The organism is Amycolatopsis eburnea (assembly GCF_003937945.1).
Taxonomy (GTDB): Bacteria; Actinomycetota; Actinomycetes; order Mycobacteriales; family Pseudonocardiaceae; genus Amycolatopsis; species Amycolatopsis eburnea.
In genome coordinates this window covers 394,796-410,214 of sequence record NZ_RSEC01000063.1, presented here as the reverse complement: position 1 = coordinate 410,214, position 15,419 = coordinate 394,796, and the positions used below count along the sequence as shown (strand labels likewise).

The following is a 15,419-nucleotide window of genomic DNA, read 5'->3' as shown; positions in this document are numbered from 1 at the left end:
GTGACCGCGAAGGACACGTTAAGATTGTCCGCATAATCGCAGTACACACCGATTTCTTGCTAGGAGTGACCGTTTCGTGCGCGCAGCGCAGTCACCCGGTGACAGTACCGGGCCGGGTGACCGACCCGGCTGTCCGATAGGTTCTCCCCCCGCCGCCACGCTGGCGGGTGCGGGATGATCCAGATCCTCTTCGCCGTGCTCGGCGTCCTCCTCTTCGTGCTGCTGACCGTCGGCACCGGGCTCGCCGTCGCGGCCGAGTTCTCGCTGACCGCGCTGGAACGCAGCACCGTCGACGCCAACGTGCGCCAGGTCGGCGACCGCCGGGCCCTGACCGTCCAAAAGGCACACCGGACGCTCTCGTTCCAGCTCTCCGGCGCCCAGGTCGCGATCACGCTCACCACGCTGGTCACCGGTTACCTGGCGGAGCCGCTGATCGGCGAGCTCGTCCGGCCGCTGCTCACCGGCGTCGGGCTCCCGGCCGGGTTCGCCTCGGGTGCGTCGATCGTGCTCGCCCTGGTCCTGGCGACCTCGCTGTCGATGATCCTCGGCGAGATGGTGCCGAAGAACCTCGCCATCGCCCGGCCGCTGCCGACCGCGCGCGCGGTCGCCGGGTACCACTCGCGGTTCTCGGCGCTGTTCCGCTGGCTCATCACGCTGATGAACAACAGCGCGAACTTCCTGGTCCGCAAGTTCGGCGTCGAACCGCAGGAAGAGCTGCGGTCCGCGCGCTCGCCGCAGGAGCTGGGCTCGATCGTGCGGTCCAGCGCCGAGAGCGGCACGCTCGACACGAACACCGCGGAGCTGCTGGACCGTTCGCTGCGGTTCGGCGAGCGCACCGCGGAGGAGCTGATGACGCCCCGCGTGCAGCTCGAATCGCTCAGCGTCGACGACACCGTCGAGGACCTCATCGAGCTCTCGCGCCGCACCGGCTTCTCGCGGTTCCCGGTGCACGCCGAGGACCTCGACGACGTGCGCGGCGCCGTGCACGTCAAGCAGGCCTTCGCCGTCTCGGCCGCGGAACGCGCGGCCGTGCCGATCGGCTCGGTGATGCGGCCGGTGCCGACCGTGCCCGAGTCCCTGCCCGGCGACGACCTCCTCAACCGGCTGCGCGACTCCCGCTTCCAGCTGGCGATCGTCGTCGACGAGTACGGCGGCACGGCCGGGCTGGTCACCCTGGAGGACGTCGTCGAGGAGATCATCGGCGACGTCCGCGACGAGCACGACGACCGCGAGGCACCGGCGTCGCAGCAGGTCGGCAGCGACAGCTGGCTGGTGTCCGGCCAGCTGCGCCCGGACGAGGTCACCGACGTCACCGGGTTCCGGATGCCGGACGGCGACTACGAAACCATCGCCGGGCTGATCCTCGAGCGGCTGGGCAAGATCCCCGCCGAGGGTGACGCCGCGGACGTCGACGGCTGGCGGCTCACCGTCACCACCATGGACAAGCGTCGGATCGCCGAGGTCGAAGTGGCCCCGGTCCGCGTCCCCACCGAAGCCCCGGTAGCCGAGGTGGTCTCGTGAGCGACTGGCTGAACATCGCCCTCGTCGTGGTCCTGCTGCTGGCCAACGCCTTCTTCGTCGGCGCGGAGTTCACCTTGATCTCCTCCCGGCGGGACAGGCTCGAGGCACTCCTGGAACAGGGCAAGACGCGCGCGAAGATCGTCATCAACGCGAGCAAGCACGTCTCGCTGATGCTGGCCGGCGCGCAGCTGGGCATCACCATCTGCTCGCTGCTGCTCGGCCGCCTCGGCGAGCCCGCGATCGCGCACCGGCTCTCGGCGTTCTTCGACCTGCTGGGCCTGCCCGAGGCGCTGCTGCACGCGGTCTCGTTCGCCATCGCGCTGGCGTTCATCACGGTGCTGCACGTGCTGATCGGCGAGATGGTGCCGAAGAACCTCGCGATCGCCGAGCCCGAGCGGCTCGCGCTGTGGCTGGTCCCGGTGCACGTCGCCTGGGTGAAGCTGGCCAACCCGTTCATCTGGCTGCTGAACTTCGTCGCGAACTCGCTGCTGCGCGCGGTGAAGGTCGAGCCGAAGGACGAGCTGGAGACCGCCTACACCTCCGACGAGCTGGCCGAGCTGCTCAGCGAGTCGCGCCGGGAGGGCCTGCTCGACCAGTCCGAGCACCGGCGGCTCGCGCAGACGCTGTCTTCGGTGCAGAAGACCGTCGCGGACGTGCTGGTGCCCACCGCCGAGCTGACCACGCTGCCGTGCGGGCCGACCCTCGGCGACGTCGAGCTGGCGGTGTCCTCGACCGGCTTCTCGCGCTTCCCGGTCTGCACCGACGATGGGAGCCTGACCGGCTACATCCACGTCAAGGACGTCCTCGACCTGGCCGGGCAGGACCCGGCGACGATCGTGCCGCCCGGCAAGACCCGCCCGCTCACGGAGCTGCGCGCGGACGCCCGCCTCGACGTCGCCCTGTCGGCGATGCGCAAGGAAGGCAGCCACCTGGCACGCGCCCTTGACACCAGCGGCAACGCCGTCGGCGTCGTCGCGCTCGAGGACCTCGTGGAGGAGTACGTGGGCACGGTCCGCGACGGCACGCACGTGGGCGCATGACGGCGGTCGAAGTGCTCGCCGAACCGGACTGGCTGGCCCGGGAGGCGGCGCACGCCGAGCGGATGCGGCGGTGGACCGTTCCGCACCAGGAGCGCCGCTCGCGCGGCGAGAAGCACCCGGTGCTGGACTTCCTGTTCACGTACTACTCGTACCGGCCGTCCCACCTGCAGCGGTGGCAGCCCGGGCCCGGCGTCGCGCTCGCCGGGCCCGCGGCGCGGCGTTTCCTGGACCGCAAGGGCTACGTCGAGACGGCCGACGGCGTCATGCTCGATCCCGAGGGGTTCACCCCGGGGAAGGCCCGGACGGCGGAGTTCGTCCTGGCCCTGCTGACCGCGACGGCGTCCCGCGCGCCGCGGCTGAGCTGCTTCGGGCTGCACGAGTGGGCGATGGTGTACCGCGAGCCGGCGGACTCGGTGCGACACGACCAGGTGCCGCTGCGGCTGGGCTCGGCGGGCACCGACGCCGTCGTGGAGTCGCTCGACATCCGCTGCGGGCACTTCGACGCGTTCCGCTTCTTCACCGGCCCGGCGCGGCCGCGGAACGAGCTGACGCCGTCGAGGGAGACGCAGATCTCCTTCGAGCAGCCCGGGTGCCTGCACGCGAACATGGATCTGTTCAAGTGGGCGTACAAGCTGGACCCGTTCGTGCCGGCCGAACTGGTGGCGGACTGCTTCGAGCTGGCGGTGGAGATCCGCGAGCTCGACATGCGGGCGAGCCCGTACGACCTGGCCGCGCTCGGCTACCCGCCGGTGCGGATCGAGACGGCGGAAGGAAGGGCCGAATACGCCCGGTCCCAGGCGTCGTTCGCCCGCCGGGCGGCACCGGTCCGTCATCGCCTGATTGCGCATTGCCATCGCCTGGTCAGGGGAGCCCCCTGAAGTACGCGCAACTGTGAGTCAGATTATTCTCTCGCCGATACTCACCTGTTAGGGTGATAACGGTTTGGTTGCATCGCAGTGCGTGCTTGGCATGCGCTCACCCCCGAAAGGATGACGATGGGGCGACACTACCGGGACGAGGAGCCGGTGCCGCACCCTCACGACCGCACTTCGTCCGGTGCACAGCCGGCCGAGGGCCGCAGCGAGGCTTCCGGCGCTTTCCGGACGCCGAAGCGCAGCTCCATCTCGGAGGCGTTCGGGATCGCGGGGCGCCCCACCGGTACGTCGCGGGCTCCCGGCCGCGGTGAGGCTTCCGGTTCGTATCCCGTGGTGGGCCGTGGCGAGGCGAGCGGTGGGCATCCGGCCGCGGGGCGTGGTGAGCGGTCTGGTTCGTACCCGGTCGTCGGGCGCGGCGAGGCTTCTGGCTCCTATCCGGTCACGCGTCGCGGTGAGGCTTCGGGCTCCTACCCCGTTGCCGGTCGCGGCGAGACCTCCGGCTCCTACCCGGCCGCCGGGCGCGGTGAGGCTTCGGGCTCCTACCCCGCCACCGGCCGAGGTGAGACTTCCGGCTCCTACCCCGTAACCGGGCGCAGCGAGACCTCCGGCTCCTACCCCGCCACCGGCCGAGGTGAGACTTCCGGCTCCTACCCCGTAACCGGGCGCAGCGAGACCTCCGGCTCCTACCCCGCCACCGGCCGAGGTGAAGCTTCCGGCTCCTACCCCGTAACCGGGCGCAGCGAGACCTCCGGCTCCTACCCGGCCGCCGGGCGCGGCCAGGCCGGCGGCGCCGCCCCGGCCGCGGGCCCAGGCGAGCGGTCCGGTTCGCAGCCCCCCACCGGCCGTGGCGAGGCCTACCCCGCCGCCGGCCGCACTGCGTCCTCCGGTGCGTACCCGGTCGCCGGTCGTGACGAGCCGTCCGGTTCCCGGCGTGGTGAAGCGTCCGGCAACTACCCGATCACCGCCCGGCGCGAACCAGCCTCCCGCCGCGCGGCCCGGCAGGCCGAGAGCGCCGCCGAACGGACCGAGGTCATCACCCGGCCCGACGAAGGCGACTACTCCGCCGCCGCGCGGAGCGAGGCGACCGGGTCGGCCCGCACCCTCACCCGCGGCGCCGCCACCCGCACCAAGCGGCGCGCCGAAAACACCGAGACCAGCGAAAACACCGCCCCGCCGAAGCGCAGCGAAGGGACCGGCTCGCACCGGACCATCGGCAAGGGCGAAGCGACCGGCTCCCACCGGATCGTCGGGAAAAAGGCCCCGCGACGGCGGATCGCCACCTGGCCGATCGCCTGCCTGGTGCTCGCCGCCCTGATCGGGCTGGGCATCGTCGGGTGGAACTGGGCCGACAGCGAGCTGAACAACCGGGCCGAGGCGCAGGCCGCCAGCTGCTCGCAGGGGACGTCGCACATGCGGGTCGTCGTCACGCCGAGTGTGCAGAAGCCGCTCACCGCCGCGGCCGACCGGTGGAACAAGGCCGCCACCGTCGTGCACGGGCAGTGCGTGCACGTGATGATCGAGGCCAAGCCGTCGTCGCAGGTGCTCGACGCGCTGGTCGGCCGGGCCAACCTGGACTCCATCGGCGGGCTCCCGGCCGCGTGGCTGCCCGAGTCGTCGTACTGGGTGAGCGAGCTGACCACCAAGAAGCCCGAGATGATCGGGTCGCCCGCGCAGTCGGTGGCCAACGCGCGTTCCGCGGACTACCCGTTCATCGGCCTCTCCGGCCAGGGCGTCGACGACACCCTCCTGCGCGCCGCCCAGACCTTCCGCGAGTACCTCGAACAGCCCGCCCAGCAGGCCGACTTCGCCGCCGCCGGGATCAAGTCCGCCTAGACGCGCGTGCCGTTGTCGAGCTCGGCCACCACGGCGAGGTCGTCGTCGGCCAGCTCGAAGTCGAAGATCCCGAACTGCTCGCGCGTCCGCGTCGTGGTGGCCGACGCCGCCACCGCGACCGTGCCGGCCTGCAGGTGCCAGCGGAGCACGATCTGGGCCGGCGTCTTGCCGTACTTCGCGGCGAGCGCGGTGACCGTCTCGTCGGCCAGCAACCCGGTGTTGGCGGCCGGGCTCGACGCGGCCGTCACGATGCCCCGCTCGGCGTGGAACTCGCGCAGCGGCAGCTGCTGCAGCCACGGGTGCAGCTCGACCTGGTTGACGGCGGGGACCGAGCCGGACGCGTCGATCAGCCGGCGCAGCTCGGCGACGCCGAACCCGGCCACGCCGATCGCCCGGACGCGGCCGTCGGCACGCAGGCGGTTCAGCGCGCGCCAGGTGTCAGGGAAGGCGCCCTTCGTGCCGTCCAGCAGGCACAAGTCGGCTTGCTCCAGCTGCAGCGCGGCGAGGGCCTGGTCGGCGACGCGGCGGGCGGCGTCGTAGCCCTGCGCCGGGACCTTGAAGCTGACGAACAGTTCCTGGCGGGGTACGTCCGCCGCGGCGAGGGCCGTGGCCACCGCGGCTTCGGTGCCGGGTGTGGTGTCGATGCCGCGGTAGCCGGTGTCGAGGGCGATGCGGACGGCGCGGCCGGTTTCGGCCGCGGACAGTCCCGCGACACCGAACAGCAGCTGGGGGATGCGGACTCCGTCGGACAGGGCGAGCGAAGGCGGGACGGCCATCAACCGGTGATCCTCACTTCGGATGCTGCGCGGGTGCTGCCCATCATCCCACCGACGCGGCCTGCTCGCGCAGATGCGCCGCCGTCACCGGGTCGGCCGGGTAGAACGACTCGATCACCAGTTCCGCGACCGTGACGTCCAACGGGGTGCCGAACGTGGCCACCGTGCTGAAGAACGTCAGGTCGGTGCCCTCGTGGCGGAACCTCAGCGGCACGAAGATGTCACCCGGTCCAGGGACCTCCACCTCGGGCACCGGCTGGTCGCAGGGGTACCCGCGCAGCTCGTCGAGGAGGTCGGCGAGCCCGGCGTCGGCGGTCTGGCCGACCTGGCGGCGCAGCCGGCCCAGCAGGTGGGCGCGCCACTCCCCCAGGTTCAGGATGTGCGGGGCCATGCCGTCCGGGTGCAGGGTCGCGCGCAGCACGTTGGTGGTCAGCTCGGGCGCGATCCCGGCGACGAAGAGCCCGATGCTGGCGTTGGCGTCCACGAGGTCCCAGTTCCGGTCGACGACGGCGGCGGGGTACGGCTCGTGCCCGGCGAGCAGCTGCCGGACGGCTTGGCGCACGGCGTCCATCCCGGGATCCCCCAAGGCGTTCTCGGTGTAGGCGGGCGCGTACCCGGCGGCGAGCAGCAGCCGGTTCCGCTCACGCAGCGGCACCTCGAGGTGCTCGCCCAGCCGCAGCACCATGTCCCGGCTCGGCTTGGACCGGCCGGTCTCGACGAAGCTGAGGTGGCGGGTCGAGATGTCCGCCGAGATCGCGAGGTCGAGCTGGCTGATCCGGCGGCGGTCCCGCCACTCCCGCAGCAGCTCACCCACCGGCCGCTGCCGCGCGGCCGCCTGCACCGTAGTCGTCACGCGAGCGACGCTACGGCGATCAAGGCATGGCTGCCATTACTTCCGGGGTAATGGCAGCCGCGAGCCAGGGTGGCGGGCGCCGCGGCGTCGATGGCGTCACGAGCGCCGTAGCAGGCCCGCATCAGGTCGGCGGGCGTCACGCCCCGCTCGAACCCGGCGGTGGCGAGTGCTTCCAGCGCGAACCCCGGCGAAGTCTCGCGGACGAAGGCCGGGCGACGCCACCGCATTACCTCCCGCGTAATCGACGCGCCGCCGCCGGCCCGCCAGAGTGGGTCCCAACGCGGGACGACGAAAACCCGTTGTCCCCCAACGAAAGGATCCACCATGAGCGACGTTCGCGGCCTCGTCGAGCAGTACCTCGCCGTCTGGAACGAGACCGACGCGGACAAGCGCCGTGCCCTCATCGCCGACGTCTTCACCGAAGGGGCCGGCTACACCGACCCGCTCGGCGCGGTCACCGGGCACGACGGGATCGACCAGTTCGTCGGCGGGGCGCAGCAGCAGTTCGCCGGGCTCACCTTCAGCCTGCCCGCCGACCCCGACGCCCACCACGACCTCGCGCGGTTCCAGTGGTACCTCGGCACGCCCGGTGCCGAGCCGGTCGCCATCGGGTTCGACGTCGTCGAACTGGCGGACGGGAAGATCGCCAAGGTGCACGGCTTCCTCGACAAGCTGCCGGGCTGAAAGCGCGAGCGTGCGGGCTCCCGGGCAGGGAAGCCCGCACGCCGCTCTACCCCTTCAGCGCGCCCCGCCAGCGCACGGTCGGGCGCAGCTTCTCCGGGTTCACCCGGTGCTTGTTGGCGCCGACGATGTCGAACATCGACTCGATCAGCGTGTCCGACAGCAGGTGCGGCTCCAGCCCCAGCCCGACCAGCCCGGTGTGCTTCACGTTGTAGTAGTGCTCCGGTGCCTCGGTGCGGGGGTTCTCCAGCTGCTCGATCTGCACCGGGCCGGGGAACCGGTCGGCGACCAGCTCGGCGATGGCGGCCACCGACAGACTCTCCGTCATCTGGTTGAACACCCGGAACTCCCCCGCCTCGGCCGGGTGCTCCACGGCGAGCCGGATGCACTCCACGGTGTCGCGGATGTCGATCAGGCCCCGGGTCTGCGCGCCCTTGCCGTACACGGTGAGCGGCTGGCCCAGCACGGCCTGGATGACGAACCGGTTCAGCACCGTGCCGAACACCGCGTCGTAGTCGAACCGGGTGGCCAGCCGCGGGTCCAGGGCGGTCTGCGGCGTCTGCTGGCCGTACACGACGCCCTGGTTGAGGTCCGTGGCGCGCAGTCCCCAAGCGCGGCAGGTGAACTCGATGTTGTGCGAATCGTGGACCTTGGTCAGGTGGTAGAACGATCCCGGCCGTTTCGGGAACAGCACGCGGTCCGTGCGCCCGTTGTGCTCGAGCTCCAGCCAGCCTTCTTCGATGTCGATGTTCGGCGTGCCGTATTCACCCATCGTGCCGAGCTTGACCAGGTGGATCGCGGGGTCGATCTCGGCGATCGCGTAGAGCAGGTTCAGCGTCCCGACGACATTGTTGTGCTGGGTGTACACGGCGTGTTCGCGGTCGATCATCGAATACGGCGCCGACCGCTGCTCCGCGTAGTGCACGATGGCGTCGGGTGCGAACTCGCGCACCGCGCCGAACAGGAACTCCGCGTCCAGCAGGTCGCCCTCGTAGCTGGCGATCGCGCGGCCGGAGACTTCGTGCCAGGCGGCGATCCGGTCCTTCAGCGATTCGATCGGCACCAGGCTTTCGACGCCTAGCTCTTCGTCGTAGCCACGCCGGGCGAAATTGTCGAGAACGGCTACCTCGTGGCCTTTGTCCGATAAGTGCAGCGCGGTCGGCCAGCCCAGATATCCGTCACCGCCGAGAACCAGCACCCGCATTGTGCCGCCTTTCCTGCTCGTTCAAGAACCCGACGCTATCGATCAGGTGCTGATGAGCACCTGGCAAAGAGCTGTGAATCTCCTATGCGTGAGGGGGTCGGACGGCGGCGCGGCCGGCCCGCGGGGAGGATGGGGACATGACGACCGTAACCAACGGCGTGCGGCCCCGCACAACGGAGAAGATCCGCCGCCGCGGCTGGGCCCGGCTGGCCCGCGCCGCCGCGACGTCGGTCGCCGCCACGGTGCTCAGCCAGGTCGTCCTGCTCGCCGTGCTGGCCACCGGCGGTGCCGCGGCACTGGCGAGCGCGCTGGCCTGGGCCGCCGGGGCGGTGCTGAACTTCCTGGTCACGCGCCGCTGGGTGTGGGGCCGCACCGGACGCCCGCGCGTCCGGCGGGAGCTGCTGCCCTACCTGGCCGTCATCGGCCTCGGCGGCCTCGCCTCGATCGGCCTGACGACGCTGGCCGGCTCGCTGCTGACCCCGCTCGAGCTGCCGCACTTCTGGTGGATCGTGCTGGTCGACGGCGCGTACGTCGCCAGTTACGCGCTGGTGTTCGTCGTGAAGTTCACCCTGCTCGACCGGCTCGTGTTCGGCCGCGGCGCAGCACGTACCCCCGCCACCACGTCCCGGTCATGACGCGCGCGTAGTTGGCGCCGTAGACCAGGCTGCCGCCCTTCTTGCTCTTGCCCGCCTTGCGCAGCCGCATGCTCATCGGCAGCTCGAGCACCCGGGCACCGCGCGCGGTGACGCCGAGCATCAGCTCCGACGACTGGTACTGCGGTTCGTTGAGCGGCACCGCGCAGGCCAGCTCGGCCCGCATCGCGCGGAACCCGAACGACGTGTCGGTGATCCGCCGCGCGGTCAGCACCGACGCCAGCACGGCGAACACCCGGACACCGAGCCACCGCACGCGGCTGTCGGCCTCCTCGTGCCCGAGCCGCCGGGACCCGGTGACGAAGTCCGCGGTCCCCTTGACCACCGGGCTGACCAGCGCTTCCAGCTCGGTGTTGTCGTACTGCCCGTCGGCGTCGGTCGTCACGACGTACTCGGCGCCGCACTCGGCCGCCAGGTGGTAGCCCAGCCGCAGCGCCGCGCCCTGGCCGCGGTTGCGCGGCGCCACGCACACGTACGCGCCGTGCGCCTCGGCGATCGCGGCCGTGTCGTCGGTCCCGCCGTCGACGACGACGAGGACGTCCACCGGCAGCCCGAGGCACCGGTCCGGCATCTTCTCCAGGACCTCGCCGATGCCGCCGGCCTCGTTGTAGGCCGCGATCACCACGGTCAGCGGAGCGAGCTTCAGCTCGGGGTGCCGATCCCGGAAGCCGGCCCGCGCCGCGGCGTCGACGTCGTCGGGGAAGGCGGCGAGGCGTTTCCGGCTGGCCGAGGTCAGCGTCGTGAAGCCGAGCGCCCCGGCGACGGGGAACAGCACGAGCGCCGGGATCTGGTAGCGCCACGAGAACAGGAAGACCGCCGAAGCGAAGAGCAGGACCAGGCCGCTCGACGCCGCCAGGAGCGCCCCCGCCCGCGCCGGGTCCCGCGGCTTCTTGCGGCGGAAGACCGTCAGCAGGCCGAGCACCGCGCCGATCCCGAGCACCCCGCCCGAGACGTACCCGCCGCCGAGCTGGTAGTCGCGCAGCACCTTCGCCAGTGGCTGGTCGACGCTCGCGACGACGCCGTCGTTCTGCAGCGTGACCAGGTCGATCAGCGACTGGTCGGCCCACTGCGGGTACGACAGCTGGAACTGCCACCGGTCGAGCGGCACGTCGGTCGGGTCCTGCTCACGGGACCACGCAAAACTCTTGGCGAAGTCGTTCAGGATCGCTTCGGCGACGTCGCCGGGCTGCGCCTTCAGGACGGCGATCGCGAACTCGTGGGCCAGCGCGGCCTTGTCGGCGCCCGGCGGGAGCGGGCCCGGCCAGTTCGGGTCGAGGTCGGCGTGCGTGTAGTTGTCCACGAGCCGGGTTTCGCGCGGCTCGGCCGGGCAGAACACCTGCAGTTCCGGCGCGAGGTGGAGGTTCGCGCAGTCGGCGACGGCGGCGGTGCGGCCGTAGAGCATGTTCCCGGACGGCCCGGTCAGCCCCCACTTGCCGGTCTCCGCGTGCACGCGCGCCGAGTACGGCACGAGCACGACGAGCAGCCCCAGCACTCCCGCACCGGCCCGGCGCCAGCCCGCCCAGTGCCGCCACGCACCCCCGGCGACGACCAGGAAGACCAGCAGCGGCAGGGCAAGGGAGACCCCGATCAGCCGGGTCAGGACGCCGAAGCCGAGCACCAGGCCTGCCGCGCTCGCGCGTTTCCAGCCCGGCTCGCCCCACCCCAGCACCAGCCAGAGGAGCCCGAGGAGCACCGCCTCGAACGTCACCTCGGACATGATGTTCTGCTCGATCTGCAGCTGGTAGGCGTCGAGCAGCACGGGCACCGCGGCGAGCGCGGCGACCCACGGGCGGCCGCCCAGCCGCAGCACCAGCGCGTACAGGCCGATCGCGACGAGGATGCCGCCGGCGTGCTGGACCGCCGCGACCCACGCCAGCCCGCCGACCGCGAGCAGCGGCCGCAGCACGAGGTCGTAGCCGATCGGGTTCAGCTGGTCCGCGCGCAGCGCGTGCAGGTTGTCGATGTAGCGGAACGAATCGATGTACAGCAGCGCGGGCCGGTAGGCCAGCCAGGTCAGCACCCGCAGGACGATCGCGGGGACCAGCAGGAGGAGAAGCAGCCAGTGGCGGCGCGGGAACGTCGTCACGGTGTCGCGTTCGGACGGTCGAGCCCGGAGAAGTACTTCCACGCCGTGGCCAGGCCGTCCACCAGCGAGACCGACGGCCGGTAGCCGATCGTCGCGGCGCTGGCCGAAACGTCGACGACCACCGCGGGCATCTCCCCCGCCGGCGCCGCGACGTGCTCGACGGGCAGCTCGGCGCCGGTCACCTCGCGGACGGCCTCGACCATCTCCAGCACCGAGACCGAACGCCCGGCGCCGACGATCGCGCGGCCGGTGTACCCGCTGTCGAAGGCCGACAGGATCGCCCCGACGACGTCGTCGACGTGCACGAGGTCGCGGCGCTGCCGCCCGTCGCCGTAGACCTTCACGCCGGTGCCGGACAGCGCGGCGCGCATCATGCGCGGCACGAAACTGTCCTTGTGGGACATTCCCGGGCCGTAGACGTTGGTGAACCGCAACGCACACGTCGTCATGCCGTACGCGCCGGCGTAACCCGAGAGCAGCATTTCGCACGCCGCCTTCGTGGCGCCGTACGGCGTGAGCGGCCGCAGCGGCAGGTCCGCCGTGATCATCGCGGTGCCGACGTCGCCGATCACCGCGTTGGTCGACGCCAGCAGGAACTTCGGCACGTCCCGGCGGCGGGCGAGTTCGAGCAGTTCCTGGGTGACGAGGACGTTGTCGGCGAAGGTGTCTTCGGGCAGCTCGACCGACTTGAGCACCGAAGTCAGCGCGGCGAGGTGCACGATCCCGGCGGTCCCCGGGGTGACGGCCTTCTCGCGGACGGCGGCTTCGCGGAGGTCACCGGTCACCACGCGGACCCCGTCGATGTCCTCGGCGAACGGCACCCGGTCGACGACGGTGACTGGGACGCCCCGGTCGCGGAAGGCGCGCACGGCGGCCCGGCCGATGAAGCCGCTCCCGCCGGTCACGACCACGGACGTCCGATCGGGACCGTGCGCACTCGCCATGGCGGTCAACCTACCTCCCGAACCTGTGCGCACGCCGTGGACCCGCGCGCGAACCTCAGGCGAAGGCTTCCGGCGGCGGGCAGGAGCAGACGAGGTTCCGGTCGCCGGCCGCGCCGTCGATGCGGCGGACCGGGGGCCAGATCTTCGCCGCGGTCCGGCCGGCCGGGAACACCGCCGTCTCGCGGCTGTACGGCCGGTCCCACTCGCCGGCCAGGCAGGCGGCCGTGTGCGGGGCCAGCCGCAACGGGGACTCCGCCAGCGGCCACTCCCCCGACGCCACGCGGTCGATCTCCGCGCGGATCGCGATCATCGCCGCGCAGAAGCGGTCCAGCTCGGCCAGGTCCTCGCTCTCCGTCGGCTCGACCATCAGCGTGCCCGCGACCGGGAACGACATCGTCGGCGCGTGCAGGCCGTAGTCCGCGAGCCGCTTGGCGACGTCGTCGACGGTCACGCCCGTGGCCTTGGTCAGCGGCCGCAGGTCCAGGATGCATTCGTGCGCCACGAAACCCGACCGCCCGGCGTACAGCACCGGGTAGTGCTCGCCGAGGCGCCGGGCGATGTAGTTGGCGTTGGCCACCGCCACGAGCGTCGCCCGGCGCAGGCCCTCGGCGCCCATCATCCGGACGTACGCCCACGAGATCGGCAGGATCGACGCGCTGCCCCACGGCGCGGCGCTGACCGGGCCGACGCCGGTCCCGGGGCCGGCCGCCGGCTGCAGCGGGTGGTTCGGCAGGAACGGCGCCAGGTGCGCGCGGACGCCGATCGGGCCGACGCCGGGACCGCCGCCTCCGTGCGGGATGCAGAACGTCTTGTGCAGGTTGAGGTGCGACACGTCGGCGCCGAACCGGCCGTACTGGGCGACGCCGATCAGCGCGTTCAGGTTGGCGCCGTCGACGTACACCTGCCCGCCCGCGTCGTGCACCGCCGCGCAGACTTCGCCGACGGTGTCCTCGTACACCCCGTGCGTCGACGGGTAGGTCAGCATGATCGCCGCCAGGTCGGCGTGGTGCTCGTCCACAGTGGACCGGAGGTGGGCGAGGTCGATGTCGCCGGCGTCGTCGCAGCGGACGACGACCACCCGCATGCCCGCCATCACCGCGCTGGCCGCGTTCGTGCCGTGCGCGCTGGCCGGGATCAGGCAGACGTCCCGCGCGTCCTCGCCGCGCGAGCGGTGGTAGGCGCGGATCGCCAGCAGGCCGGCGAACTCGCCCTGGCTCCCGGCGTTCGGCTGCAGGGAAACCGCGTCGTAGCCGGTGATCCGCGCGAGCCACGCGCTCAGGTCGGCCACCACCTCGAGCAGGCCTGCCGCGTCCTCGGCGGGCGCGAACGGGTGCAGCCCGGCGAACTCCGGCCAGGTGACCGGCTCCATTTCGGCGGTGGCGTTGAGCTTCATCGTGCACGAGCCGAGCGGGATCATGCCGCGGTCGAGCGCGTAGTCCCGGTCGGCCAGCCGGCGCAGGTACCGCAGCATCGCGGTCTCGGACCGGTGCTCGTGGAACACCGGGTGGGTGAGGAACCCGCTCGTGCGCCGCAGCGGCGCCGGCAGCGCGTCGGCCGTGTCCGCGTCCAGGCCGTCCACATCGGACACCGAGACGCCGAACGCCTTCCACACGAACGAAAGCCGCTCGCGGGTGGTCGTCTCGTCGCAGGCCACGCCGACGTGGTCGTCGTCGATCCGGCGCAGGGAGACGCCGAGGTCGCGGGCCGCCGCGACGACCGCGTCCGCCCGGCCCGGCACCGCCGCGGTCACGGTGTCGAAGAATTCGCCGTGCACGACCTCGACGCCGCCTTCGGCCAGGCCGGCGGCGAGCACGGTGGCCATCCGGTGCGCCCGCAGCGCGATCGCGCGGAGACCGTCGGGCCCGTGGTACACGGCGTACATCGACGCCATGACCGCCAGCAGGACCTGCGCGGTGCAGATGTTCGACGTCGCCTTCTCGCGGCGGATGTGCTGCTCGCGCGTCTGCAGCGCGAGCCGGTACGCGGGCGCGCCGTCGGCGTCGACCGAAACGCCGACCAAGCGGCCCGGCAGCTGCCGCTCGAGCCCCTTCCGCACCGCGAGGTAGGCCGCGTGCGGGCCACCGAACCCGAGCGGGACGCCGAACCGCTGCGTCGACCCGACGGCGACGTCGGCACCGAGTTCCCCCGGCGGCCGCAGCAGCGTCAACGCGAGCGGGTCCGCGGCCACGACCACCGCGGCGCCGTGCTTCTTCGCTTCGGCGATGGTCAGGTCGAGTTCGCGCACCGCGCCCGACGCGCCCGGGTAGGCCAGCAGCACGCCGAAGAAGTCGCCGCCGAGCCCCAGCCCGGTGAGTCCCTGGGACAGGTCTTCCACGACCAGCGCGATCCCGAGCGGCTCGGCCCGCGTCCGCAGCACGGCGAGCGTCTGCGGCAGGGTGTCCCGGTCGACGACGAACCGGTTCGACTTCGCCCGGCCGGCCCGGCGCACCAGCGTCATCGCTTCGGCGGCCGCGGTGGCTTCGTCGAGCAGGGAGGCGTTCGCGACCGGGAGCGCGGTCAGGTCCGCGACCATGGTCTGGAAGTTGAGCAGCGCTTCCAGCCGCCCTTGGGAGATTTCGGGCTGGTACGGCGTGTAGGCGGTGTACCAGGCCGGGTTCTCGAGCACGTTGCGCCGGATCACGGGCGGGGTCACGGTGTCGTGGTAGCCGAGCCCGATCATCGCGGCGGTCGGCCGGTTGCGCGCGGCCAGCGCGCGGAGCTCGGCCAGCGCCTGGGCTTCGGAAGCGGCCGGCGGCAGTTCGAGCGGCTCGGCGGACGCGCGCAGCGACTCGGGAACGGCGTGCTCGGCGAGTTCGTCGAGGGAGGCGACCCCGACGACGTCGAGGATGCGCCGGAGTTCGGCGGGCCCGGGTCCGAGGTGCCGCTCGGCGAAGGGAGTGCCCTGTTCCAGGGAGGCGAGTGACGGATCCACGGAGGCCTCCTGGGGACAGCG

The 15,419-nt window shown here is 72.1% G+C and carries 13 protein-coding genes; 6 read left to right on the top strand and 7 right to left on the bottom strand.

What is annotated here, in order from left to right:
• Nucleotides 1–174: 174 nt before the first annotated feature.
• The 4 genes from EIY87_RS45605 (at nucleotide 175) to EIY87_RS48205 (ending at nucleotide 5,269) form a co-directional block, all read left to right on the top strand.
• Nucleotides 175–1,521 carry a hemolysin family protein gene (locus EIY87_RS45605; protein WP_125316313.1) on the top strand — a complete coding sequence of 449 codons (1,347 nt, stop codon included), beginning with the start codon at nucleotides 175–177 and terminating at the stop codon, nucleotides 1,519–1,521.
• Nucleotides 1,518–2,561, top strand: a complete 1,044-nt coding sequence (locus tag EIY87_RS45600; protein ID WP_125316312.1) for a hemolysin family protein — start codon at nucleotides 1,518–1,520, stop codon at nucleotides 2,559–2,561. The genes EIY87_RS45605 and EIY87_RS45600 overlap by 4 nt, the downstream gene beginning before the upstream one ends.
• Nucleotides 2,558–3,439, top strand: coding sequence for a 3-methyladenine DNA glycosylase (locus EIY87_RS45595; RefSeq protein ID WP_125316311.1), 882 nt, complete (start codon nucleotides 2,558–2,560; stop codon nucleotides 3,437–3,439). Before EIY87_RS45600 ends, EIY87_RS45595 begins: the two co-directional genes overlap by 4 nt.
• 330 nt (nucleotides 3,440–3,769) lie before the next feature.
• Nucleotides 3,770–5,269 (top strand): hypothetical protein, encoded by a 1,500-nt coding sequence (locus EIY87_RS48205; RefSeq protein WP_225440433.1) that lies wholly within the window; start codon nucleotides 3,770–3,772, stop codon nucleotides 5,267–5,269.
• Here EIY87_RS48205 and EIY87_RS45585 read toward each other — a convergent pair.
• The 3 genes from EIY87_RS45585 to EIY87_RS45575 are packed head-to-tail and all read right to left on the bottom strand — an operon-like array spanning nucleotide 5,266 to nucleotide 7,125.
• The gene (locus tag EIY87_RS45585) at nucleotides 5,266–6,045 is read right to left on the bottom strand and encodes an aldo/keto reductase (RefSeq protein WP_125316310.1); all 780 of its coding nucleotides are present in this window, start codon (nucleotides 6,043–6,045) and stop codon (nucleotides 5,266–5,268) included. The genes EIY87_RS48205 and EIY87_RS45585 overlap by 4 nt on opposite strands.
• 43 nt (nucleotides 6,046–6,088) lie before the next feature.
• The gene (locus EIY87_RS45580) at nucleotides 6,089–6,898 is read right to left on the bottom strand and encodes a helix-turn-helix domain-containing protein (RefSeq protein WP_191984514.1); all 810 of its coding nucleotides are present in this window, start codon (nucleotides 6,896–6,898) and stop codon (nucleotides 6,089–6,091) included.
• Nucleotides 6,895–7,125: a hypothetical protein gene (locus EIY87_RS45575; protein ID WP_125316309.1), complete on the bottom strand. Its 231-nt coding sequence runs from the start codon at nucleotides 7,123–7,125 to the stop codon at nucleotides 6,895–6,897. Before EIY87_RS45575 ends, EIY87_RS45580 begins: the two co-directional genes overlap by 4 nt.
• 97 nt (nucleotides 7,126–7,222) lie before the next feature.
• On the opposite strand from EIY87_RS45575, the gene EIY87_RS45570 reads away from it, so the two are divergent.
• On the top strand, nucleotides 7,223–7,582 hold the full coding sequence (locus EIY87_RS45570; protein ID WP_125316308.1) for a nuclear transport factor 2 family protein: 360 nt from the start codon (nucleotides 7,223–7,225) through the stop codon (nucleotides 7,580–7,582).
• Between the two features lie 46 nt (nucleotides 7,583–7,628).
• Here EIY87_RS45570 and EIY87_RS45565 read toward each other — a convergent pair whose 3' ends face one another.
• Nucleotides 7,629–8,783 (bottom strand): NAD-dependent epimerase/dehydratase family protein, encoded by a 1,155-nt coding sequence (locus tag EIY87_RS45565; RefSeq protein ID WP_125316307.1) that lies wholly within the window; start codon nucleotides 8,781–8,783, stop codon nucleotides 7,629–7,631.
• Between the two features lie 137 nt (nucleotides 8,784–8,920).
• Here EIY87_RS45565 and EIY87_RS45560 point away from each other — a divergent pair, with 137 nt between their 5' ends.
• Nucleotides 8,921–9,418: a GtrA family protein gene (locus tag EIY87_RS45560; RefSeq protein WP_125316306.1), complete on the top strand. Its 498-nt coding sequence runs from the start codon at nucleotides 8,921–8,923 to the stop codon at nucleotides 9,416–9,418.
• Here EIY87_RS45560 and EIY87_RS45555 read toward each other — a convergent pair.
• From EIY87_RS45555 to gcvP, 3 genes are read right to left on the bottom strand one after another with little or no spacing between them, the layout of a single operon-like run.
• Entirely contained in the window at nucleotides 9,348–11,522 is a 2,175-nt protein-coding gene (locus EIY87_RS45555) for a glycosyltransferase family 2 protein (protein ID WP_125316305.1), read from the bottom strand. The genes EIY87_RS45560 and EIY87_RS45555 overlap by 71 nt on opposite strands.
• The gene (locus tag EIY87_RS45550; protein ID WP_191984513.1) at nucleotides 11,519–12,466 is read right to left on the bottom strand and encodes an NAD-dependent epimerase/dehydratase family protein; all 948 of its coding nucleotides are present in this window, start codon (nucleotides 12,464–12,466) and stop codon (nucleotides 11,519–11,521) included. The genes EIY87_RS45555 and EIY87_RS45550 overlap by 4 nt, the downstream gene beginning before the upstream one ends.
• Before the next feature lie 55 nt (nucleotides 12,467–12,521).
• Entirely contained in the window at nucleotides 12,522–15,398 is a 2,877-nt protein-coding gene (gcvP, locus tag EIY87_RS45545) for an aminomethyl-transferring glycine dehydrogenase (protein WP_125316304.1), read from the bottom strand.
• Between the last annotated feature and the right edge of the window lie 21 nt (nucleotides 15,399–15,419).